General features: G+C 28.2%; 23 protein-coding genes and 1 other annotated feature. Of the genes, 7 read left to right on the forward strand and 16 right to left on the reverse strand.

Annotation, left to right across the window (positions count from 1 at the left end; translation table 11 throughout):
* Nucleotides 1–109: 109 nt before the first annotated feature.
* The 6 genes from CUEA01_RS18510 to CUEA01_RS18535 all read right to left on the reverse strand — a co-directional run bounded on the left by CUEA01_RS18510 (nt 110) and on the right by CUEA01_RS18535 (nt 6,440).
* Nucleotides 110–1,114, reverse strand: a complete 1,005-nt coding sequence (locus CUEA01_RS18510; protein ID WP_234123407.1) for a radical SAM/SPASM domain-containing protein — start codon at nt 1,112–1,114, stop codon at nt 110–112.
* Complete coding sequence (locus tag CUEA01_RS18515) at nt 1,089–2,795, reverse strand: ABC transporter ATP-binding protein (RefSeq protein WP_234123408.1); 1,707 nt, start codon at nt 2,793–2,795, stop codon at nt 1,089–1,091. Before CUEA01_RS18515 ends, CUEA01_RS18510 begins: the two co-directional genes overlap by 26 nt.
* 10 nt (nt 2,796–2,805) lie before the next feature.
* Nucleotides 2,806–3,822 (reverse strand): S8 family serine peptidase, encoded by a 1,017-nt coding sequence (locus CUEA01_RS18520; protein WP_234123409.1) that lies wholly within the window; start codon nt 3,820–3,822, stop codon nt 2,806–2,808.
* A 155-nt stretch (nt 3,823–3,977) separates the two neighbouring features.
* A complete protein-coding gene (locus tag CUEA01_RS18525; RefSeq protein ID WP_234123410.1) occupies nt 3,978–4,166 on the reverse strand; it encodes a hypothetical protein in 189 nt (62 codons plus the stop codon).
* Nucleotides 4,167–4,232: 66 nt separating this feature from the next.
* Entirely contained in the window at nt 4,233–5,486 is a 1,254-nt protein-coding gene (locus tag CUEA01_RS18530) for a radical SAM/SPASM domain-containing protein (protein WP_234123411.1), read from the reverse strand.
* A 24-nt stretch (nt 5,487–5,510) separates the two neighbouring features.
* A complete protein-coding gene (locus tag CUEA01_RS18535; protein ID WP_234123412.1) occupies nt 5,511–6,440 on the reverse strand; it encodes a zinc dependent phospholipase C family protein in 930 nt (309 codons plus the stop codon).
* A gap of 437 nt (nt 6,441–6,877) precedes the next feature.
* On the opposite strand from CUEA01_RS18535, the gene CUEA01_RS24990 reads away from it, so the two are divergent.
* The 7 genes from CUEA01_RS24990 to CUEA01_RS18560 all read left to right on the forward strand — a co-directional run bounded on the left by CUEA01_RS24990 (nt 6,878) and on the right by CUEA01_RS18560 (nt 12,437).
* Entirely contained in the window at nt 6,878–7,012 is a 135-nt protein-coding gene (locus CUEA01_RS24990) for a hypothetical protein (protein ID WP_268906362.1), read from the forward strand.
* 226 nt (nt 7,013–7,238) lie between these two features.
* Nucleotides 7,239–7,373: a hypothetical protein gene (locus CUEA01_RS24995; RefSeq protein ID WP_268906363.1), complete on the forward strand. Its 135-nt coding sequence runs from the start codon at nt 7,239–7,241 to the stop codon at nt 7,371–7,373.
* A 93-nt stretch (nt 7,374–7,466) separates the two neighbouring features.
* Entirely contained in the window at nt 7,467–8,762 is a 1,296-nt protein-coding gene (locus CUEA01_RS18540; RefSeq protein WP_234123413.1) for a radical SAM/SPASM domain-containing protein, read from the forward strand.
* Between the two features lie 15 nt (nt 8,763–8,777).
* Nucleotides 8,778–9,941, forward strand: a complete 1,164-nt coding sequence (locus CUEA01_RS18545) for a zinc metalloprotease (protein WP_234123414.1) — start codon at nt 8,778–8,780, stop codon at nt 9,939–9,941.
* 30 nt (nt 9,942–9,971) lie between these two features.
* Nucleotides 9,972–10,880 carry an ABC transporter ATP-binding protein gene (locus CUEA01_RS18550; protein ID WP_235699980.1) on the forward strand — a complete coding sequence of 303 codons (909 nt, stop codon included), beginning with the start codon at nt 9,972–9,974 and terminating at the stop codon, nt 10,878–10,880.
* A gap of 1 nt (nt 10,881) precedes the next feature.
* On the forward strand, nt 10,882–11,634 hold the full coding sequence (locus CUEA01_RS18555; protein ID WP_234123415.1) for an ABC transporter permease: 753 nt from the start codon (nt 10,882–10,884) through the stop codon (nt 11,632–11,634).
* Complete coding sequence (locus tag CUEA01_RS18560; RefSeq protein ID WP_234123416.1) at nt 11,631–12,437, forward strand: ABC transporter permease subunit; 807 nt, start codon at nt 11,631–11,633, stop codon at nt 12,435–12,437. The genes CUEA01_RS18555 and CUEA01_RS18560 overlap by 4 nt, the downstream gene beginning before the upstream one ends.
* 160 nt (nt 12,438–12,597) lie before the next feature.
* On the opposite strand, the gene gatB is transcribed toward CUEA01_RS18560, so the two are convergent.
* The 10 genes from gatB to CUEA01_RS18610 form a co-directional block, all read right to left on the reverse strand.
* Complete coding sequence (gatB, locus tag CUEA01_RS18565; RefSeq protein ID WP_234123417.1) at nt 12,598–14,031, reverse strand: Asp-tRNA(Asn)/Glu-tRNA(Gln) amidotransferase subunit GatB; 1,434 nt, start codon at nt 14,029–14,031, stop codon at nt 12,598–12,600.
* A gap of 2 nt (nt 14,032–14,033) precedes the next feature.
* Entirely contained in the window at nt 14,034–15,470 is a 1,437-nt protein-coding gene (gene gatA, locus CUEA01_RS18570) for an Asp-tRNA(Asn)/Glu-tRNA(Gln) amidotransferase subunit GatA (RefSeq protein WP_234123418.1), read from the reverse strand.
* 14 nt (nt 15,471–15,484) lie between these two features.
* Nucleotides 15,485–15,778: an Asp-tRNA(Asn)/Glu-tRNA(Gln) amidotransferase subunit GatC gene (gene gatC / locus CUEA01_RS18575; protein WP_234123419.1), complete on the reverse strand. Its 294-nt coding sequence runs from the start codon at nt 15,776–15,778 to the stop codon at nt 15,485–15,487.
* A 200-nt stretch (nt 15,779–15,978) separates the two neighbouring features.
* Nucleotides 15,979–17,271, reverse strand: a complete 1,293-nt coding sequence (gene aspS / locus CUEA01_RS18580; RefSeq protein WP_234123420.1) for an aspartate--tRNA(Asn) ligase — start codon at nt 17,269–17,271, stop codon at nt 15,979–15,981.
* Nucleotides 17,272–17,344: 73 nt separating this feature from the next.
* Nucleotides 17,345–17,642: a binding site (T-box leader), on the reverse strand.
* An 86-nt stretch (nt 17,643–17,728) separates the two neighbouring features.
* A complete protein-coding gene (locus CUEA01_RS18585) occupies nt 17,729–18,292 on the reverse strand; it encodes an undecaprenyl diphosphate synthase family protein (protein WP_234123421.1) in 564 nt (187 codons plus the stop codon).
* A gap of 20 nt (nt 18,293–18,312) precedes the next feature.
* Nucleotides 18,313–19,512 (reverse strand): sugar ABC transporter substrate-binding protein, encoded by a 1,200-nt coding sequence (locus CUEA01_RS18590; RefSeq protein ID WP_234123422.1) that lies wholly within the window; start codon nt 19,510–19,512, stop codon nt 18,313–18,315.
* Nucleotides 19,513–19,848: 336 nt separating this feature from the next.
* A complete protein-coding gene (locus CUEA01_RS18595) occupies nt 19,849–20,685 on the reverse strand; it encodes an Mrp/NBP35 family ATP-binding protein (RefSeq protein ID WP_234123423.1) in 837 nt (278 codons plus the stop codon).
* A gap of 49 nt (nt 20,686–20,734) precedes the next feature.
* Nucleotides 20,735–21,574 carry a hypothetical protein gene (locus tag CUEA01_RS18600; protein WP_234123424.1) on the reverse strand — a complete coding sequence of 280 codons (840 nt, stop codon included), beginning with the start codon at nt 21,572–21,574 and terminating at the stop codon, nt 20,735–20,737.
* A gap of 224 nt (nt 21,575–21,798) precedes the next feature.
* The gene (locus CUEA01_RS18605) at nt 21,799–22,377 is read right to left on the reverse strand and encodes a PsbP-related protein (RefSeq protein WP_234123425.1); all 579 of its coding nucleotides are present in this window, start codon (nt 22,375–22,377) and stop codon (nt 21,799–21,801) included.
* Nucleotides 22,378–22,585: 208 nt separating this feature from the next.
* Nucleotides 22,586–23,854 (reverse strand): hypothetical protein, encoded by a 1,269-nt coding sequence (locus CUEA01_RS18610; protein WP_234123426.1) that lies wholly within the window; start codon nt 23,852–23,854, stop codon nt 22,586–22,588.
* Nucleotides 23,855–23,875: the final 21 nt, after the last annotated feature.

A 23,875-nucleotide genomic window follows, 5' to 3' on the forward strand; every position in this document is an offset into this window, starting at 1 on the left:
CTCGTAAAGATAAACCACTTGAAACTTTAAAATTAATTTGTATCCAAATGCCATCTTCTGGGCATTTTGATGCAAATTCATTTTAGTAGTTGAACTGGTTTATCTATATTCACATTCTCATACTATAAATTAATTGTTGGTACCTACAAAAAAAGCCTGTCGGTTCATCTTCCTTACCAGTCATTTTGTAGTTAATATATATACACTTACTAGCATCACAGTATTGAAAATAAGTACATCCCTTGCATAATTTAAAATCGTAATTTTTATTCATGTTTCTCTCTTCTTTAAACTCTTCAATATTTTCTACATTACCAATCAAAAAATTTTTTTCTCCAATTACGTAGCTACACGGATATACATCTCCATTAGTGGCAATATAGAACTGGCTAATTCCGCCTTTGCACTTACTGCATTTTCTTAATGGATTTTGTAAATTAGAAATCATAAGTTTAATATTTTTATTTTGTTCTACAATTTTCATGGTAATTTTCAACTGTTCCATCAATACTTCAACATCTTGATTATCCCAGGTATTATCAAAAAAATCCGGTACAGGTTTTATATTTTTAAAGCCAGCATTAATTAAATAACTTATTCCTTCTGCTAAAAATGATACAGTCTTAGGCGTATAGGTCATTCTTGCTATAACCTCTGGCATATTTTCAATTAAATATGATAGCTTGTCTTCAATAATATTAGATGTGCTTCCTCCATCTATTGTTTTTCTATTCTTATTTTGAATTTTAGGTAGTCCATCAATGCTTAAAGATAATGCTATATCATTCTCCTTTATATAATCAATTACCTCATTTGTTAGTAAGGTACCATTAGTTGTCATTATATAATTAACATCTAGGCAATATTCTTCCTCTATCTCTTTCATTTTGTCTATAAAATATTTTATTAAATCAAATTTTAAAAGAGGTTCCCCTCCATAAAGTCCTATAATAATCTGTTTATCTTTATTTTTAAGCCTACAATATCTCTCAATAAAATTTAGGATTGAATTTACTGTACTAAGTTTCATATTAGTACCGTTATTATGTTCTCCTTCATAACAATAACTGCACTTTAAATTACAATTATCAGTTAACTTTAAGCTTATTAACATCAGTTATCTCCAGCCTTCTAACCAATTTATTTTCATTCTTATTGATTAAATACGTAACATCACATATTTTTAGCAATTCGGTTCTATGAGTTATAATAATAACTGTTTTTCCTTCAAAAGCAGTTTTCAATGTATTTGCTATATCCTTTTCCATATTTAAATCAAGGGCTGCTGTTGGTTCATCTAGAATTAAAATTGATGGATTTTTTACTAACGCTCTAGCTAATGATAGCTTTTGACATTGACCTGTAGATAAATTTACTGCATGTGGTGTTAAAATAGTATCAAAACCTTTTTCCATAGCGCATATATCATCTTTTAGACCAACTAACTCTACTATTTTATAAAGCTTATCCATGTCAAATTTTTCATTATCCTTATTAAGTAATATATTTTCTTTTATTGTTCCAGTAAATATATAAGTATTTGACGGTATATATAATACTTGTTCTCTTAAATATTTTAATTTATACTTTCTAATATCAACCCCATCAAATAATATTTCTCCGCGTTCAGGTTCACAAATTCTAGTAAGAATTCTTGCAATAGTTGATTTCCCTGTACCATTCTCACCAACTATTCCCACAAATTTTCCATAGCATATATGCATGCATAAATTATCAAATACTTTCTTCTCATCGTAACTAAATTTTAAATTTTTTATATGTATTTCACCTCTTAAATTACTTTTACCTTCAAAGCTTCCATCTTTAATTTTATTTTCAACATCAATTAATGAATACACTCTCTCTAAAATAGCATTACTATTTTGTATTTGCATTACTGATTGCATAATTTGTAATAATGGATCATATGCTCTTTGAACATATATGATAAGTGACATTATATATCCAACACTCATCTTGTGATTCAAAATATCAATTCCACTAAAAAGCAGTATTATGACTATTCCTAGTATATTTATCAATTGACCTGCCACAGAAATTAGTCCAGATATTTTAGTAATATCAACATTTTTATTTATAAGATCTATTTGCTTTTTTTCATATTTATTATTAATAACTGATGTATAGTCAAGCAACTGCTCATCATTTATATTTTCTATGGATTCTTGAGTAAAATCATTTATCTCTCCAACAGCTTGTCTTAATTTTGAAATTTTACTTGTCAACTTATTTCCTATGCTGTATTGAAGATAAACCATCATAGGGCTTACAACAATTACATAAATAGAAACCTTCCATTCAATTAAAAACATCGTAACTAGCAGTGCAATTAATGTAAAGCTCTTTACAACAACCACTAAAAATGTAGTTGTTGCTAGCCCCTCTATTTGTTCCACATCTCTTTCAATTATAGACGTAATCTCTCCTGCTTTATGTTTTGAAAAAAACTCTAAATTATATTCTTGTAAGCCTTTAAAAATTTTATTTTTTATATTAAAGCTTATAGTTTTAACCAATTGCGTTATCTTGTAATTTTGAACATACTTAATTAAAACAGTTAAAAAGGCAACTACAAGTATAACTACTATATATGTAAATAACAATTTGATATTTTTATTTCCTATACCTTTATCAATTGCTAGCTGAACCCCCATTGGTATAAATAATTCTCCTAAAGAAGCAAAAATCATAAAAAAACAATAAATAATAATTTGCTTTTTCATTGGAAGTATAAACTCTTTGATAAAGCGTATTAATAACTTACCTTTTTTCATTACTTACTCCTTATTCCTGATTATTATGAATCATATAAAGCAAATCATATATACTAATAAAATCTCTTCCACTTATTTTTTCATAATCCAATTTTATATTACATTGGTTTTCAATGCTCTTAATTACACTAATAATATTAGAAGCATTAAGACCTATTATAGGATCTATTAAATTATATTTATAAAACATATTATCTTCCATTTGTTCACATTTTAGTTGTTCCTTTAAAATATTTATTATTTTACTACCTTGTTCCTTTGTAAATTCTTTATAGCTTTCATGAACTTCTCTATTGATTAGTACATTTAATTTTTTTATATTATTCCATTTACTTCTTATAGCATTTTCTTTAATTAATTTGACAGCTTCATCAAAAGTATTAACCTTGTTATTTAATAACAAACCACATAGTATACCAGTAAACAATGCAGTGCTCTTACTATTACCGTAAAAAATGTCATGTTCCCTACAGTTTTTATCATATATAATTGGAGTATTGTCTACTAAACATTGTACTTGCTTTTTAGAATCAAACCAGTATTCTTTTTCAGTAAGGAAACTTACTCCTTTGACTCCAATAACACTAGAAAACATTGTTGGAAAACTATATCTCGAATTATTTCTAAGTGAATTTACTATTATTTTGCCTTGCTGCTTTAGCTCTTCACAAATATCAAATAACTCTTTTCTATATTCATTATTCAGGGTGGATAAACTTAAATTTATTATCTTTACATTAATATTTTTCAATGCCTTAAGAGCCTCTAAAAGCTTTTTTGAGCTTGATACCCCATTAGTATTTAGAATTTTTATGATAAAGAATTTTGCATATTTACACTGCTTGCTTATAGTATAGGCACAAGCAGTACCATGACCATTAGAATCATCATATTTATCATCAAATAAGATTTTATTATCATTCTCAAATATACTAAACCCACCAATAATTTTATTTTGAAAAATGGATATATCTCTTGCAATTCCACTATCAATAATTGCAACTGCAATGCTTTCATGCATATCCATGCTTTTATCTCACCCCTATAATATTATTTAAGCTGTAATTTATATTAATGTCAACTATTCCATAATAAAACATTTAAATAATTAATTGTAAATCAAACACTACTTATCCGTAATATACTTTTTTATGTGAAGATTTAACTTATTAGCACTATTTTTTACCACCATGTAGTAGTTTCAGGAGTCCAACCATAGTTTGCTTCACACCCATCTTCTCTACTACTATTACTATTTCCTGACCAACTTCTTATTGCCCAACAATCTGAATTACAAGGTCCATCTATCCATCCATCTGCTTTTACATCTTCTAACTCTATTTTTTCTGTTAACTTTTTAACCTTTAACATAATAAATCCCCCCTTTGCATTTAATATATAAATTAGCATTATAGAAAAGTTGACACTAATTCAAATTTAAATGTTCCAAACTGCCTCTTGTAATTTTCCTTTATTAACTTTACATCTTCTTTCAAATCTCTTAGTTTCTCTAGACAGTCTATCCAATTCCTCAATACATCCCCAGCAAAATAAATTTACATTGCAATCCTTGCACCTTTTATAATTATCTGGTTGTATATTGTTAAGGCTTGTACAATTATGATTTAGTTTTTCATTTAATTCACTCATATTTTTCAAATCTAATATATTACAAATTTTATACTTATCTAAATTTAATAACACACAGGGATATACGTCCCCAAATTCATTAATCATTATTTCCCTTTTTCCAGCTCCGCAAGTACAAGTTTTTAATTTATAAAAAAACTTATTTAATCTTACTTTTTCAAAATTATTATTTTCAAATGAATTTAATGCTTGAACATCCTCATCATCACTTCTAAATAAATCTTTATTCTTTTTTCCTCTTCCAATGTCCGCAAATGCCCTTATCATTGGTCTTGTACCTAATTCTCTATTTAATTCGTAAAACTTTTCTACTAAGGCTTCAGTGCTTTTCACTTGCACCATTGATAATGATATCCTATTAAAATCAAATTTTTTTAATAATCTAACAGAACTAATCACCTTTTCAAAAACGCCTTTTCCTCTTATCAAAGAGCATGATTTCTCGTCAATTCCATCAATACTTATATCAATGTCATCAACACAACTTACTATTTTTTTTACATTTTCTTCATTTATCAAGGTGCCATTAGTCATAAGTTGAATTGATCCTCTATATACACTTTTGCAATAATCAAGTATATCAAATATGTCTTTTCTAACTAATGGCTCACCACCTGTAAATACCAAAAGCTTTGGGTTTTCTTGCACCAATATGTCAATAATTCTTTTTATATCTTCAAAATCAATTTCCTTAATATTGCTATCAACCTTAGCATCAACAGAACAATGATAACATTTTAAATTACATTTATTGGTTATCTTAAACATAACCTTTTCAATTTTACGACTTTCTTTATTTAAAAACTTGTCACTTAAGATATCATAATCTTTCAATATTTTTATTAACTTATTAAAGTAATCCTTATCCTCTTCTTCTTGAAAATCATCTAATATTTGTTGTAGTGATATTTTTTCTTTTGAAATATTGGATAGTATGTCATAACATTCTTTGGTAATTTTTAATTTCCTTCCGTTATTTCTATTAATTAAAATAACTCTGTTTGTATTAGTTAATACCCTAGTATCTCTGGTAAAATACAAATACTCCTCCATCTTCTCACCTTATTAATTATTTTCCTCCCCTACTTCAACTAAAAATCTATATAAGAAGCCTGCTGTATCTTCTTGTGCATCATCTAAACATGCTTTAGTTGCAGAATCCCATTTAGACATATCTATAAAAGAATTAACATCATCTTTATGTGAATACGCTTGCTCTGCATCCCAAACTGCATTATGTTTACAATCATCATCAAAACCGCCTCTTTCCCATGAAGAATAGTATCTTGAGCTTTTCACTTCATAATTACATCTATGGGAATCAGCCCATTTTTCATACTGTGAATGTGTTGAAAGTCCTGCTACTAAGTTAGCTGCATGGTGAGGTTCATTCATGTCGCCTAAATAATGGCATGCTCTTCCAAGTTCCTGCATTGCATATGTTTTATCCTTAGGAAAATTGTTTACTGCATTATTAGCATGTTTAATAAATTCTGTGAGTGCTGTATCACTTGTGCCACCTATATAGTTTTCACCTGTATATGGATTATAAAAATGTGCTGCAAAAGGTGGAAATCCCTTTTCATCAATATCTGGCATATCCGCATATTCCAAAATCGTATCAGAATAATTAATCAAATCTCCAGCAGCGCTATCACCCTTATCGTTTTCTATGCAATCTATTGCATTAGCAACAATAAACTGATGTGTATGATCTCTTCCTCCACTTTCCCAATCATATCTAATCTTACCTGTTTTGTTACCTATTTCATCTCCATCGAATCCAACGCCCTTACCAATTACTCTGTTTGAACCATTTGCAATTAAATCAATCAACTTGCTTTTATCTGATTTAATATCTACTGATTGCTTAACTGCTGCAACACTTTTCTTTCCATCCTGAATATTTTTTGCCTTGATGTTGCTTGTCCCATAAAAACTTGCAGTAATACAGCAAACCGCTGTAAGTATAAGTATTATTCTATTACTCTTCATAATTACCACTCCTATAAATATATTGAATAATTACATTATATTTACATATAATAGCAAAGTCAATATTTCGCTTTACATTTTTATATAATTTATAGGATTTTCTATAAATAAAATATGACGAAGTAAACTGTAAATCATGCATACTTACGTAAAAACTTATTAGATATTAGTGACATTTGGCTATGCAATGCAAATGCGTTGTTAATTATATTTTTTAACTTTCTATATTATAATTAGTTATTGACTTTTTTTTACATAATGGTATTATAAAGATTGTAAAGCTTATTTCTTTCATAAATGGTAATAAATTCATTTACTTGTATTTATCTATACTTGAACAGTATTATATTAATCCTAATTGAATTTACTACAAATCATTTCAGCATTTTTATTATAAACTTTACTTTTAAACTTTTTAGATAAGGAGGTGATTAACCATGAAAAGTAACGAAGATAATAAAACAGTTTTAGAAGAAGTGAAATTAGATGAAGTTGAATTGTTAGAAGATGCTGTTACTCCTAGCTTTGGATTCGGCTGTCCTCATGGATGGTTCGGTGGATACTGTCACTAATATGTAAGTTTATTGCATAGTTGACTGATTGCCAATTAAATATAATGGATACTCTAACATAATTTTGTAAAAACTAAAATTGGACAATCTTTAATTTTCAGAGCCTGCTATTATTTCTGAATTTATATTTAATCACAATTATAGTAGGTTCTTTTGATTCATTTTCTGTTAATTTTTAATCAACGTTATTAATTTATTTCGATTTATCAAAAGGAGATGTTTAATTATGAAAAATAATGAAGATAATAAAACAGTTTTAGAAGAAGTAAAATTGGATGAAGTTGAACTATTAGAGGATGCTGTTACTCCTAGCTTTGGATTTGCCTGCCCTCATGGATGGTTTGGTGCACACTGCCACTAGTTCCTATCCTATATCTTTTTCTTTCAGTCTTTTTTTGCATGAAAAAGACTGTTTAAATATTTAGTACTTGTTTATAGAAAGAAGGTATACCAATTGAGAATTCATTTTATCGAAAATAAAGATAATTTAATAATGTATTTGCCTGATTCCTTAAGATTTTTTAAAATAAACTCCACAACTAAATCAATTATAATTGACATCATTAATTCCCAAGATAAAAAATACATAATTGACAAATATGAAATAACCGAGGATAACTTTAACCATTTAAAAAAATTTGTTTCAGATTCAAGCAAAGAAGTATTAACTTATACAATAGATGAATATAATGATTACCTATACAAATTAATACTAAATGTAACTAGTGAATGTAATTTAAATTGTGTTTATTGTTATGAGCATAATGGTGGTAACAATTCTAAATCACATAACTCATCAAATGAAGTTATGCAGAAATCTTTGGATTTATTCTTTGATAAATACAAAAATATACTTAATATACAGATATTCGGTGGAGAACCCACTTTAAATTTAGATGCAGTTGAGTTTATAGGCAAATATATAAATGACAAGTACACTAATGGCCAGATTGAATTTAAACCCAATATCGGTATGGTAACTAACGGGACCTGTGCTAGTGATAGATTTATAGATATTATAAATAAATATAATTTAGAATTAACCATCAGTTTAGATGGTCCTAAAAGCATTAATGATAAAACACGAATTCTGAAAAATGGTATAGGAAGTTCTAATATAGTACTAAATAATATTTCTAAATTAAAAAAATTTACGCATAGTATTAAAGCAGTAGAATCTACTTTTACACAATATCATGTTGATAATAATCTATCAGTTTTAGACATTATTAAATATTTAAAAAATGAATTACAAATAAAAGATGTACATGTAACGCCTGTAAATGCAAAAAAAGCAAAAGACTTCTACCTGCAAAACAAAAAATCATTTATAGATTCCATTCCAGCTATAATTGATTATAAAAGTAAGACAGGTCAGAATTATAGTTATATGATCCTCGATAGGATGATAAGCGATTTATTACATAAGTCAACCTCAAAACATATTTGTAATGCTGGTTTATCAACTTTTTCTGTATCTGTAAACGGAGATATTTATCCTTGCTTCATGCTAGATAACGTAAAGCAATATAAACTAGGCAATGTATTTGATGATTTTTCATTAATTAAACAAGTGGATAGATTTAAAATAAACAAATGTAAAGATTGCTTTAATAATACCCTATGCTTTGGTTGTCTCGGCTCAAATTATTTTAGCACAGGAGATATATACAATACTCCTAATGAAGATTGCGAATTTAAAAAGAAATTATCAGAGCAATTAATAATTTCACTAGCAAATATAAGTTAAAAGGATGTTGTTTATATGGATGATTTTAAACCTATTGTAGTTTCCGATATAAAATCTTATTCTCTTTTTAAAAATAAAAATAATGAAGATATTTACTGCATTGGAAGCTTAAAAAAAGATAAATACATTCAATTAAAAAAAAGTTTAGTAGATTCAATAATGGTTGCCATATCATATTTTAATGGAGAAAATACTATTGATGATATACATTTAAAGCTTATCACTTTAAATAATTTAAACGTTGATACTAATAAATTATACAACATATTAAACAATGCAGGTTTTATAGAAAATTCCTGTAATGCAAATTTAGAAAAAAACGAGTATGAGAAATATGGAATTAATATTGCAACTTTAAAATTAGACAAATCTATTTATTTTTTTAAATTAATTGCTAAATATATAAAATTATTTTTTATAATATCCATATTTGTGATTTTAACATCTATAAACTATTTTATTCCTGTTTTTTACAAAATGATGAACTTAAATTTATTTAAAATAGTAAATTCTTCAATAATAAGCCTAATTATTTGTACAGTTATAACAACTATAAGTGTTATTCTACACGAAATTTCCCATGCAACCATAGCAACAAGGTTTTCTCTTAAACCAAAAAGTTTAAAATTAACCCTCTACTTATATGTAAATTCAATGATATATATATGTATTCCTGGTATTTACACCCTTAGTAGAAAAAAAAGAGTATATCTTTGGTTATCTGGTGTTTATTGCAATTTTGTAATTTTTTGTATATCAGCAATATTACAGAACTATACTTTCGGAACTATTCATAATATATTTTTAGTTTCTTGCTATAGTAATTTGGGATTAATAGTAACAAACCTAGTTCCATTTTTACCACTGGATGGATACTTTATTTTATCTACTATATTAAAAATTCCAAATTTACGAAAGAACTCATTTAAAGTATTAAAGAATTCGTCAAAACGTACTACTTTTAAGGTTGTATATTTAGTATATTTTTTAATATCAATACTATCAATTTTTTACTTAATTATATCGCAAATAATTTCTATTTATAGAAGCTTTATTTTAGGTTTCAACATCAACAATAATATAATTGATGGTTTAAAAGAAATAAAAATGTATATTTTTATTTTTTTTATAATTTGCTTTAGCAAAATAAAAACTTTAAAAAGTAAAACCATAACATAACTATTATATATTATTTAGGAGTGAATTTTTATGAAATGTGTCGTCAAAGTTGAAAACTTAGTAAAAAAAAAGAATAATATTAAACTTGTGGATGGAATTAATTTTGAAGTTAATTCTGGTGATATTTATGGCTTTCTAGGTCCAAATGGTGCCGGAAAAAGTACAACTATAAAAATGATACTTGGTCTTGTAAAACCTACGAATGGTAAAATACAAATAAATAACTATGATATAAAAACTGATAAAAAAAATGCCCTTTCTTCAATAGGTGCAATGATTGAGGCTCCTAGTTTTTACGATTATTTAACAGGGTATAAAAATCTTTGCATATATAAAAATCTATATAATTTACCTTCTACCAGGATAAATGAGGTTTTAAAATTAGTTGGTTTAGAAAATGATAAGAATAAAAAAGTAAGAAATTATTCTTTAGGAATGAAACAACGTTTAGCAATCGCAAGAGCATTTATAAATAAACCTAGTATTGTAATTCTAGACGAGCCTACTAACGGTCTTGACCCTACAGGAATTGTTGAAATAAGAAATTTAATAAAAAAGCTTTCTAATAACAATACCACTTTTATAATTTGCTCTCACATATTAAGTGAAATTCAAGAAATTTGCAACAAGGTAGTTATAATAAATAAAGGCAAAGTAGTACAACAAGGTCTTGTTAAAGATCTTTTGTCTGACGAATTTGATGAATACGAAATATGTACTCCAGCTCTAAATAAAGCTAAATTAATACTTAATAATATTTCAGTTGTTCATTCAATTAAATCTCTTAATGATAAACTTCAGATAAAAATCTTAAAAGGTAGAATAGGTCTAATAAACAAAGAATTATCCTTAAACGATATAGAAATTACTTCTATTGATAAAAAAGAAAAAAACTTAGAAACATACTTTTTTAACGCATTAGGCAAGGAAGTGCATTAATTTGATAGCAATTTTAAAAAATGAATTTCTTAAATATTTTAATGGTAAATTTATTATATACTCTTTTCTTTCTATTTTTTCAGTTATACTTATAACTTTAATTAGGATACTTAGTGGAAGTGCTCATTCTAATTATATTAAAGATATAACTTTATTTTTAAATCCTTATAACGTAGAATCTGGTATTATGAATTTAGTAATTCCAATAATAACTATAGTTATAACTTCATCAATTATTTCTGAAGATTACGAAAGTGGTTTAATGAAATTTTCTTTAATATCTAAAATAGAGAAATTTGATATACTTCTAGGAAAAATATTTTTCATAATTTTAGCTATAATTATAAATATAGTTTTAATATTTATAACAAATTCAATAATTAGTGGTTTAGTTGAACATAATTTTCTAGGAATATTCTCAAAAGAATATTTAAATTTATTTGCAAAATATATATTCAGTTCTATATCAGTATTACCAATTTGTTTGTTTACTATATTTATATGTCTTATTTTTAATGAATTTCAAAAATCAATTACACTATCCATAGTAACTTTCTTCTTACTTTGCATTATAACTAATTTATTTACAACTATTAAATTTTTAATTCCAACTTACACTATAATAAATTTAATGTTTCTTACTGCCAAAAGTTCAATTAATATATATTATTCCTTAATTTCTATATTAATATATTCCGTTATTTTTCTCTCGCTTGACTTTATTATAATAAAAAGAAAGGATTTCTGGATATGAAAAGTATATCAAAACTAGTAAAAAATGAATTTGTTAAATTATTTTCAGAAAAAAAATTTTATGTTATATTAGCATATATAATTATATTGACTCTTATAGTAGGAAACAATTATACAAATAACAGATATGATTTAACTTCAAGCAGTGAATACTTTCCACCACACATGAAATTTCTTTTAAAAAATATTAATGCTATAAATTTCTTAAAGTTATTTTCCACCGATTCAATTTTTACAGGAACAACTCCTTTTCTAATAATAATAATTTCTTTTTTGGCAATAGATACTTTTTTATATGACTATAAATCAGGTAACGCTAAATTTACACTAGCAGCTGGTATTAGTAAATTTGAATTAACTTTAAGTAAATATATTTACATGGCAATAACTATATTTACAATAGTTTGCATGCTCTTTATCTTTGGTTTCTTTATTGGTGCTATTTTTTTCGGAACAAAAAATATTACTTTATCCGATATTTTAAATACATTTGTTATATACTTAATTGGATGCTTACCATTACTTGCATTTACCAGTATTGTTGCAGTAATTTCTACCACAAATATAAGCAAATCAATACTTACATTGCTTTCTATATCAATAAGTATTCTAATAAGCATATGTGATACTTTTTCAAAAAGTAAGTATTTTTCACCTATAGGTATGCTTGGTTTATTTAATACAGACGCACCAATGAGTATAAATTATAGTATATTATATTGTGGCTTAATATCTTTTATATATTTACTTGCAACTTTCATAATATATTTTATTATAATAGAGCAAAAAGACATTTTTGTATAAATGCGTACAATTTAAATAAAAGCCAATAAATCTTGGTTCTAATTATTAAAAGCCTTAGAAATTCCACTTATCTTACAAGTGAGTTATTAAAATTTCTTGTGCTCTTAATAATTAGCCTCTTAGATTTATGGCTTTTATTTAATGTCCCACAGTACTATCATTACTTCAGTTTACCTTCAATGATTTCTTTAACCACAGGTGGATTTGCTTTACCCTTGCTTGCCTTCATTACCTGACCAACAAGGTAACCTATAGCTTGAACTTTACCTGCTTTGTAATCTGTAACAGACTTTTCATTGTTTGCAAGCACTTCATCAACTATCTTTTCTAGTGCACCAGTATCACTTATTTGTGATAGCCCCTTTTCTTCAACTATTGCCTTTGGTTCTTTTGAAGTTTTAAACATCTCTTCAAATACTTCCTTAGCAGCAGTATTGCTTATTGCTTTGCTCTTAATCATATTTAGAAGCTCATTCATGTGCTCAACCGATACTGGTATATTTTTAGCTTCTGTTTCAGTTTCTCTCATTAGCCTAATCATATCTCCAAGCATCCAATTAGAAACTGTTTTGCTATCTGCACCTACAGCTACAAGTTTTTCAAAATAATCTGCAAAAGGTTTATCTTCTACAAGTATTTCTATTTCTTTATCCGTAAGATTATACTGCTCTTTAAATCTATTAGTTCTATCGTGAGGAAGTTCTGGCATTTCCTTTTGTACACTTTCAATTAGTTCATCTTTTATTACTATTGGAATTATATCTGGATCTGGAAAATATCTATAGTCATTAGCATCTTCTTTTGTCCTCATAGTTACAGTTTTGCCTTTTCCTGCATCCCATCTTCTTGTTTCCTGTTTTATTCTAAAACTCTCTCCAAAATCATAAAGTTCTTTTTGTCGTTTTTCTTCTTTTTCGAGTGCTTTTTGAAGCTCTTTAAAGGAGTTAATGTTCTTTATTTCAACTTTTGTATTGTATTCTTCTTTTCCAACTTCTCTTAGTGATATATTTGCATCACATCTCATTGACCCTTGATCCATACGGCAGTCAGAAATATTAGCATATTGAAGTATAGCCCTTAAAGATTTCATAAATTCAACAGCTTCTTCTGGTGAACGCATATCTGGTTCTGTAACAATTTCTACAAGAGGAACACCAACACGGTTGTAATCTATAAGCGAATATGGTTCATAATCTAAGTGAACAAGTTTTCCTGCATCTTCTTCTATATGTATTCTATTTAGTCTTATATTTCTAACACCATCTTTTGTGTGTATCTCTACACTTCCATTACCACATATAGGAAGATCAAATTGTGATATCTGATATGCCTTTGGAAGATCTGGATAAAAATAGTTCTTTCTATCCATTTTATTTAATTTATTTATTTTGCAATTAAGTGCCTTTCCAGCTTTTACTGCAAGATGAACTACTTCTTCATTTAAAACAGGTAGAGTTCCTGGAAGTCCCATGCATATTGGGCAAGTATGTTCATTAGGTTTTGCTCCAAATTCAGTTGAACAGTTGCAAAATATTTTTGTTTTTGTATTTAATTCGGCATGTATTTCAAGACCAATTATGGTTTCGTAACTCATCTCTATCTCTCCTTTTCAAGTGCTCTTGCTGCTTTAAATATTTTCTTTTCTCCAAAATGTGGTCCAAGAAGTTGAATTCCTATTGGAAGCCCATCTTTACTTTTGGCACAAGGCATTGATATTGCAGGTATTCCAGCAAGATTAATATTTACTGTATATATATCTGCAAGATACATTTCTAAGGGATCTGCCTTCTTTTCTCCTATTTTAAATGGAAGTACTGGAGATACTGGACTTAAAATAAGATCATACTCCTCAAAAGCCTTTTTAAATTGATTTTTTATTTTCTTTTTAAGTTTTAGTGCTCTTTTATAATAAGCATCATAATAGCCTGAAGAAAGTGCATAAGTTCCAAGCATTATTCTTCTTTTAACTTCATCTCCAAAGGCTTCTGTTCTGCTGTTTTCCATTATATCATAAACATTTTCATAGTTTTCCGTTCTATATCCATACCTTATTCCATCAAATCTTGCAAGGTTTGAACTTGCTTCTGCTGATGAAATTATATAGTATGCAGAAAGTCCTTCTTCAGTTATCGGAAGACTCATTTCAGTAACTGAAGCACCTAAACTCTTTAACTTTTCAATAGTCTCCTGTACCGCTGCCTTAATCTCAGAGTCAAGTCCTTCTCCAAAGAATTCTTTTGGCATCCCTATTTTCATACCTTGTATTCCATCATCAATGCCTTCCATATAATCAACTTCTGGAAGTCCCTTTACACTTGTATTATCAAGTTTGTCTTCTCCTGATATAACCTGAAGTAACCCTGCACAGTCCTTTACAGTTTTTCCAAAGGGTCCAATTTGGTCAAGTGATGAACCAAAAGCTATAAGTCCAAATCTTGAAACAAGCCCATAAGTTGGTTTTAAACCTACAACTCCACAGAAAGCAGCTGGCTGTCTTATTGAACCACCTGTATCTGAGCCAAGTGATATGGGTGCCATTTTAGCAGCAACTACTGCCGCTGAACCACCAGAAGAACCTCCTGGAACCCTTCTCAAATCTACAGGATTCTTAGTAACCTTGAAAGCTGAATTTTCAGTAGAAGATCCCATGGCAAATTCGTCCATATTAGTCTTACCTATAATTACAGCATCTTCCTCTTTTAATTTCTTTATTACTGTTGCATCATAAGGTGGCACAAAATCATAAAGCATTTTTGAAGCACAAGTTGTTTTTATTCCATCTGTACATATATTGTCTTTTATAGCAATAGGTATTCCTGCAAGTTTACCCACTTTTTCCCCATTTTCAATTTTTTTATCCACAATTTCAGCTTGTTTTAGTGCATATTCCTCACATAGTGTTATATATCCATTTATTTCTGGTTCAGTTTTTTCTATATTATCAAAATAAGCTTTTACTATATCTTTTGATTTTAATTTTTTATCTAAAATAGAAGTTCTAAGCTCTTCTACTGTCATATCTAATATATCCATACAATAAAACCTCCTTACTCTATTATCTTTGGTACCTCAATTGCACCATCTCTTAAAGTTTTTACATTTTGTAGAAGTTTCTTTTTGTCCTCATAAGTTTCTGGGATATCCTTCCTGAACTCAGTATTTACCTCATCAAACTCATTTATATCTATATCTGATAAATCCACCTTATCTATTGTTTCAAAATGTCCAAGTATTGCTTCAAATTCTTTTGCAAGCTTTAATGCCTCTTCATCCGTAAATTTAAGCTTTGCAAGTTTTGCAATATACTTAACTGTATCAAAATCTACATGTTTATCACCCAAAATAATCACTCCTCATTACTTAATATTCTAAAATTTTTGAATTCTTAAAATCTTCTCATGACATATAATTTTTAGTTAATTTACTATAATTCGCAATTCTCAATCAATTATACCTAATCTTTAAATTATATTTACAGGTTTTCCGAAGTGAAACGGAGGAAAATCCACCTTCACTGTACTCTGTACTTTGTACTCTGCCTTTATGGTGTTATTCTCTTCATATCCCTTGGTAAAAGTGATGCTTCTCTTATATTTTCAAGTCCTAGTATTTGCATTGTAAGTCTTTCAAGTCCTATTGCAAATCCACCATGAGGAGGCATTCCATATTTAAAATTATCAGTATAAAATTCATATTCTTCTGGCTTAAATCCAAACTTTTTTATATTTTCTATTAACATATCATAATCATTGATTCTTTGTCCGCCTGTTGTTATTTCAAGTCCTTTATATATAAGATCAAAACTCTTAGTTGCCCCTTCTATATCTGAATCTGGCATTGTATACATAGGTCTCTTTGAAATAGGATACTTTGTTAAGAATACAAAATCACTTCCATATTTCTCTTTAACAAACTCAGAAAATAATCTTTCACCTTCAGCATTTAAATCACCCTTTGGAGATCTCTTTCCATACCTTTCAAAAACTATTTCTTGTGCTTCTGAAAGTGGAATTCTTGGGATTTCAACTTTATCCGGAAGTTCTATACCATACATCTCAAGCTCTCTTTTGCAATTTGCTTTAAGGTGCTTAAATAGATAATCTAAAAAGCCTTCTTCAAGGTCCATAATTTCAGTTTCATCCTCTATAAATCCCATTTCGGCATCTAAACTTACATATTCATTTAAATGTCTATAGGTATTATGTAGTTCTGCTCTATATGCGTGACCAACTTCAAAAACTCTTTCGAATCCAACGCCAACCATCATTTGCTTATAAAATTGAGGGCTTTGTGCTAAAAATGCTCTATGGTCAAAATAATTTACAGTAAATAATTCACTTCCACCTTCTGTTCCTGACGCAAGTATTTTCGGAGTATGTACTTCAGTGAAATTATTTGCCCTTAGATATGCTCTAAAGCATTCTCCTATTTCTTCTTGAATTTTAAAAACAGCAAGTACCTTCGGTGCTCTTAAACTTATGTTTCTGTGATCAAGCTGTGTTTCAAGTGCTGCATTTGTCTTTCTTCCATTTATGTCAAACGGCAATTTGTCGTAGTAAGCCTTACCAACTACTTTAATTTCTTTAAGCTGAACTTCAATTCCTTCTGGTGCTTTTTCATTTTTACTTATAGTTCCTTTTGCTTCTATTGACATTTCATTTCTAAGTCCTTCTAGCTGCTCTTTGCTAGCTACAAGTTGAATAATACCTGTCTTATCTCTTAATTTAATAAAATTAACATGACCAAGATCATAGATTTTATGAATCCAACCTTTTAAAACTACTTCTTTTCCTTCTTCAAGAGCTAATACATCTTTAACATACAATTTTTTCATGTTTTTAACCTCCAATTTTGTTGAATTTAAATACATTTATAATACACAAAAAGCCCCTATACCAATAAATTGGTATAGGGGCGTATATATTCGCGGTGCCACCCTAATTAGCCGAAGCTATCTCTAATCCGTACAGGTAATTTTTAGTCCAAGCTTTTATCTCAATGATAAAAACTACCGATACTTATTCCTTTTAACGGTGGACAGCCGTTTAAGCCTACTTTCTTATTGTGAGCTTTTAATTAAACTACAAATAGATTTGGGTTAACTACTCCAGGATGTTCTTCCAATCAACTAGGTTATCAGGTTTCCAGCAATCCCCGACTCTCTAAAAACTTTGCTAACTGTACTCTTCCCTTCATCATCATTTTCTCAATAGTAGCTGCATATATATGCAACAAATTAAATACATTATACCCCTACTTTAAAATATAATCAATAGTAAATTTAAATTTTTTTAATTACTAAGCATAATAGCATCATAAATTTGTGATGGTTCAAATTTGTAATACAACTTTTTCTGAAAATATAGATTAGATGAAGATGTTTGCATCGGCAAGAAATCTTTAATTTTTTTTGATTTTCCCCATATACTTATTAAATCTATATTACTAACTGCATCATCATAAACATTTTTCTGATAATGCTTAGAAATCTCATTATCTAAATCCCATTCTATACTATAATTAACCAAAAAATTCACCTTCAAGCCATGACCTATAGCTCTTTTTTGTGCAAAACAAAGTAATTCATAAGGAAACTTAGCTGATTCTGTATTACCAACTACAAGCAATTTTGAACCTAATTTAAATAATTCATACGATATTATAACAGCTAAGTTTTGCCAATAATTATCTTCAACATTAGTGTTATCCATCCCATAAAAAGTAATTTCTTTTACACCTATATCTGCACATATATTGTATACATAATTAATAAAAGACATTATACTTTCATTAGAGAATTTTTCATCAGAATAATTGTCTATAACTATTCCAATATGTGATGGTATATTTATCATACTATCACCTCCAAATATTTTTAACTCATTGTATTTATCTCTTTTTCTAATTCGTTTTTCATAATTTGAGCTGCTTCTTCTGCTGTAATTTTACCATTAATCATACGATCAAGTGCATTATATGATACCTTCCACACTGCTGCCATTTCTGGTATTCCAGGTATTGGGTCAGACTTTTTAAGCTGTTTTACAAATGCATTCATCTTTTCATCAGAATATTTAATTGATTTTTTCACTGGCAATCTTGAATCCACCTTTACCAAGCTGGATAAATTTTTATCATTTTGTATGTATTTAATTAAATCCCAGCTCTTTTTCTCATTCTTAGATGATTTTAAAACGTAGCTTTCTTGAACTTTCATAAGCGATTTTGCACCTTTGCCATTAATTGTAGGAAGTTCAGAAACTCCAAAATTAACTCCAGACTTTCTAGCTTCATCCAAATCCTTTGTATCTCCAACGTAAAAGGCTATTTTACCATTTTTAAAATCCTGTAGAGCAGTACTTTTGTTTATGTTAGCAGCAATAATATTGTTTTTAGCTAAAAATTCAATTACTTTAAGGCCAGGAATCGCCTCATCTCCCAATCCTGTTTTTTTAGTGTCAAAATCACCATCGTTGTTTTTAAATATATATCCACCATTAGATGCAATTAATGCGTAAGAATAATAAAGGTTTTTAGCATCATACTCAAATCCTTTTGCTTTTGCTTGTTCTAATAACTTTTCTGATGTATCTGCAACTTTAGGTATTAAACTTTTGTTATAAAATAATGCATATGTGTCTGCAAATAATGGAACACCATATTCTTTTCCTTTGTACTTTCCTGCGTCTATTATTCCCTTATTTAAATATTCGTTATTTTTTATAATACCTTTGGGAATTTCACTAACAATTTTATTTTTTGCAAGTATACCTGTATATTCGTTAGATATACCTAGTATTATATCGACCTTTTTATTGTTTTTTAAAGTATTTAAATCATTATTAATATCATTTATCTTCTCAATATTAACTTTCACGCCATTTTTATTACTCCACGATTTGCATATCTTCTTAAGTTCTGAAAGTTCTGTATCATTTAAGTTTGCCATTATATTAATATTCTTAGCTTCACTTGCCTTCTTGCTCGATTTAATTATCATACCACAGCCAAAATATATTATTAAAATTATAATTATTACTGTTATAACCTTTATACTCGCTTTAATTTTTTTCATACAATTGCTCCCTTTTATATAAATATACCTTTGCCTTATAGTATGTGAACTTTTTTATTTTTTTATTTAAGCATTTTAAAAAAAATAACAATTCCAAATTGAGAGATAGTTTTGTGTAATGCAAGGAACTGTAGCACGCTAATACTGGTTGTCTTAGCGTGCTATGGTGACGAAGTATTACACAAAAGTAGCCGAAAGTTGGACTTGTTATTTTCTTTAAGATGCAGTATATAAATTTTTAGAGATAAAAATTAAGAGTAGAAATTAGAATGAAGATGGATTTAACTTCATTCTAATTTCTACTCTTAAGGCATCTTAAATAAAATAATAATTTTTCTATTTAATTGCTTTTTTAACTAATTCCTCATATTCATCATTGTTATATATATACTTTTCAGCTGTACCTTGCTCTAGACTTTCTACAAGATCCAAATCTATTGGCATTTCTGTAAGTAGTGGTAAATTCAAATATTTAGCTTGCTCTGCAGCAGATTTTTTACTAAATACTCTCATCTTTTCACCACATTTTTCACATTTTATGTATGACATATTTTCTACAACACCAAGTATATTAACGTTAAGCTTCTGAGCCATTATAACTACTTTTTTTACTATCATAGATACCATATCCTGAGGTGTTGACACTATTATCATACCATCAAGTGTAATACTTTGCATAACAGTTAGCGCAACATCACCTGTTCCCGGTGGCATATCGATAAGTAGATAATCAAGCTCTCCCCATTCAGTGTCAACATACATTTGATTTAAAACATTATTTATGACTGGACCCCTCCATATAACTGGCTGATCCTCGCTCTCAATCATTAAATTTAGAGACATTACCTTTATTCCAAGTTCAGTTTCAGCTGGAATAAATTTAACTTCCTCGCTTCCATCTTTTTGGACAATTAAGCTTCTCTTATCGCTTATACCTAATATTCTAGGCATTGATGGACCTGTTATATCACCATCAAGCACTCCAACTTTATAGCCTGCCTTTGCAAGCTTAACTGCAAGAATACCTGTAACTGTTGATTTTCCAACTCCACCTTTACCACTTATTACTCCTATAATATTTTTTATACTACCATATTTACAATTCATCTTAGAACAATTACTATCCTTAGAATTACATTTTCCTTTACTTGCACAACTATCACAATTACTCAAAATATTTACCTCCAATATATATTAATAAGATTCCTACTATCAAAAAAACCTAAAAATCATTAGGTTCACTTTCATAAATTGTTATACCCCAATTATCTTTATATGGTGAATATGTTCCAATCAAATAGTATTTTTTTTGAATCATGGTCTTTTTATCATAAAAGGTTATTATAGATTTATATACATCACTTTTATATCCATAAGTACTAACCAATTCATCAATATCATTATTGTCCTTATCATCAGTGATTAAAGACACATTATCATCAAGCTTCTTTTTAAAATCTTCTACCTCTGTAGAAAGAATGAATTTAGCTGCTTCTACATCGTCTTTAATATTAATACCTACTTTTTTATTTTTATCAACACCTGTAGCCTCATACTTACTAAGTGCATCAGAAATCATAGGATAATACACTTTGCTGAAACTAGTTGGCAGCCTTTTAGCATCTGTATCCCAAAAATCTTTTAATATATCACTATCTATTCTCTTGGAAACTATATAACTTTTCTTACCATTATATAAATTTCCACCATCCTTTTTATCTAATCCAGCAATATAATTAAAACTATCAAATTTCACAGTATCACTCTTATACAAATCAAAAGTATAGTCTGGATCTAGTGTTGATTTCGATTGTGCCGGCTTTGCACTTGATAAAATATCATAAATTTCATTTATAGTTTTAGAACTCGTAACAACAAACCTAAACCCTTTATCTCTTGTACTCTGTATTATTATTTTTTTTATTTTACCTTGCTGCATATAATCAAAATCTTGATTTTTTAATCCCATTTTAACTTCAACCTTATCTAATTTATCACATCCTGAAAAACTAAAAATAATTAATAAAATTATAAAAAAGGATATAAGTTTTTTTATTTTCAAAAAAATTCCTCCTACCAATGAAACTAAAAGTGGCATTAAGCCAGCTAAAGCTTTAAGACCTTTATTGCAAAATCACCTAAAAAACAAATAGAAGAAGTTTTAACTTCTTCTATGATTATAATACTTAAACAACTTTTTATCAATTATATTAACCATTTGTTAATAATTCACCGCTTAATACAGATAAGCAATTTCAATATTCCAAGTTATATATCTATAACTCGCTATACCTTTAAAGTTTCTACTATTGCCTTAAATATAGGCTTCATATCTGCTTTATAATCCTTGCTATTAACATAAAATGAAAAACGCACAAATTTATCACCAATATCTATAAAATATTCATCAGCATTAAACTTTTGTCCATTTTCATTTTCAATTGTATATTGTACATTGTATCCTTCTTTATCTTTTACTTTTATTTTTTGTATTGAGTAATTTTGTATTGTATTTTGTTTTTCTGATATTTCCTTGCTTGCATTTAAAAACTTTAATAAATCCTGATTTTTATTCCAAACCTGAACGAATCCATGTATAGATTTGTTGTCATTAAAATTATTGTGATATATTATTTCATTTCCACTAAACTTTTCAGTATTTGTTGTCCATTTAATTGGCAACATATAACTAATATTTAAATTATCTATATTATATTTTTTTAGTTGCCCAAGATTACTTTGAATATATGCCGTAGATCTTATTCTCCCACCAAGGTTAGTTCCAATTCCAAATAAAACTAGCGTAAGTCCAACTACAACTATTATGGCACCAAGCTTTTTCCCATCTATAACTACAAACTTCATAATAGCATCCCTCAGAGTACAGATGACAGAGTACAAAGTACAGTGAATGATGATTTATGCTCCTTACGTCGTATAAATCTTAAAACTTATATAAATCAGCTTCGCTGATAAATATTCAATAGTTTGGGCTAAGCCCATTAAGTTTTAAAATTTTCTGAAACCGCAGAAAATTAACCTTATCTGTACTCTGTACTTTGTACTTTGTACTCTATCGCCTTTCCGGTACCAAAATAGCTGCATTTTTAAAATCGTAAAACATAAGCCAGCATCCTTTAGAATCTTCTTCTTCCTTACCTCTTTCTAGTGGGACCCATGATACAAAACCTGTTCTTCCATGAAAAGGCTGATCATATTTGCTCTTTGTTCCTAAAATTCCATACACCATATATTTCATTTTTCCATTCTTGTCACACTTATACCCTATTAGATAATACCCATTCTTCTGTATATATGGATAATATGCCATCATAGGATAATAAATAAGAACATGTTTATTATGGTTTCTTTCATTATAATCTTCTTCTTCACTATTCAAAGGAACCTTATACCACTTGCAGCATCTTACATCTGGAAAATACTCTCCTAAATCTTCAAAATCTTCGGCCAAATTTCTAAAAAAGCTTCCCATTCTTCCAGTAGGATAAGCTTCGCTACTTTGATTAAAATATTCTCTCTCATAATCTTTATTTTCTTCTTTAACTTCAGTGCTAGTATTTTCAGATAATTCTACGTTTTCATTATCATTTTCAGCTTCAACATCTAATTTTTCTTTATCAGAATTATCATTTATGTTCTCATTTTCTAATTTTACTTTGCTCTTGCTTTCTTCTATATCTTTTTCATACTGCTCAAATATGTTTTTATTTCCTTCGTCTACAATTACTTTTGGACTATCTACTTTAGTTTCAGTTCTTGGCTCTTCAATTTTAACTTCTTTCTTAACTTCAACTTTAGTTTCTTTTTTGTGCTCAGGTTTAGCTTCTTTTTTCACTTCAGCCTTAACTTCTTTTTTAACCTCCACCTCAGCAGGCTTTTTTTCGCTCATTTCCCCAACCAGTGGATATGTTTTCCATGAATCTGGAATATCAGAAGCGTTAAATCCACTCATTACAACTACCATATCTTTATCAATAAATTGTACTATTGCAGCCCCTATAATTTTATCTGTGCCTATTCCGCTTCCAATTATATTATTACCTTCAAATTCTTTTGAAGCTTCTGATTTTCCATCTTGATCGAGGCTAATTTCTCCAAATTTTATAAGTTTTTTTGTGTCTTTTTTATTACATATAAGTATCATATGGTATGGTCTTGCACCTTTTTTTAAGTTTTGAACATAGTAAGATACTTTGCACTTCCCATTTTTAAGCTCTATCTTTGTATAACCTGTAGGAAGTTTATCTGAAGATACTCCATGACCTTTTTCATTCTCCTGAAGAATTATAAAACTCCTACTATAATTTTTTTTCTGACTCAAATTATTTGCCCTCCATAAAAA

The sequence above is a fragment of the Clostridium hydrogenum genome, from assembly GCF_021432385.1.
GTDB classification, from domain to species: domain Bacteria; phylum Bacillota; class Clostridia; order Clostridiales; family Clostridiaceae; genus Clostridium_S; species Clostridium_S hydrogenum.

Coding starts and splice junctions, on each gene's coding strand:
- CUEA01_RS18510 (WP_234123407.1), bottom strand. CDS start 1,114: ATGTTAATAAGCTTAAAGTTAACTGATAATTGTAATTTAAAGTGCAGT.
- CUEA01_RS18515 (WP_234123408.1), bottom strand. CDS start 2,795: ATGAAAAAAGGTAAGTTATTAATACGCTTTATCAAAGAGTTTATACTT.
- CUEA01_RS18520 (WP_234123409.1), bottom strand. CDS start 3,822: ATGGATATGCATGAAAGCATTGCAGTTGCAATTATTGATAGTGGAATT.
- CUEA01_RS18525 (WP_234123410.1), bottom strand. CDS start 4,166: ATGTTAAAGGTTAAAAAGTTAACAGAAAAAATAGAGTTAGAAGATGTA.
- CUEA01_RS18535 (WP_234123412.1), bottom strand. CDS start 6,440: ATGAAGAGTAATAGAATAATACTTATACTTACAGCGGTTTGCTGTATT.
- CUEA01_RS24990 (WP_268906362.1), top strand. CDS start 6,878: ATGAAAAGTAACGAAGATAATAAAACAGTTTTAGAAGAAGTGAAATTA.
- CUEA01_RS24995 (WP_268906363.1), top strand. CDS start 7,239: ATGAAAAATAATGAAGATAATAAAACAGTTTTAGAAGAAGTAAAATTG.
- CUEA01_RS18545 (WP_234123414.1), top strand. CDS start 8,778: ATGGATGATTTTAAACCTATTGTAGTTTCCGATATAAAATCTTATTCT.
- CUEA01_RS18550 (WP_235699980.1), top strand. CDS start 9,972: ATGAAATGTGTCGTCAAAGTTGAAAACTTAGTAAAAAAAAAGAATAAT.
- CUEA01_RS18560 (WP_234123416.1), top strand. CDS start 11,631: ATGAAAAGTATATCAAAACTAGTAAAAAATGAATTTGTTAAATTATTT.
- gatB (WP_234123417.1), bottom strand. CDS start 14,031: ATGAGTTACGAAACCATAATTGGTCTTGAAATACATGCCGAATTAAAT.
- gatA (WP_234123418.1), bottom strand. CDS start 15,470: ATGGATATATTAGATATGACAGTAGAAGAGCTTAGAACTTCTATTTTA.
- aspS (WP_234123420.1), bottom strand. CDS start 17,271: ATGAAAAAATTGTATGTTAAAGATGTATTAGCTCTTGAAGAAGGAAAA.
- CUEA01_RS18585 (WP_234123421.1), bottom strand. CDS start 18,292: ATGATAAATATACCATCACATATTGGAATAGTTATAGACAATTATTCT.
- CUEA01_RS18590 (WP_234123422.1), bottom strand. CDS start 19,512: ATGAAAAAAATTAAAGCGAGTATAAAGGTTATAACAGTAATAATTATA.
- CUEA01_RS18605 (WP_234123425.1), bottom strand. CDS start 22,377: ATGAAGTTTGTAGTTATAGATGGGAAAAAGCTTGGTGCCATAATAGTT.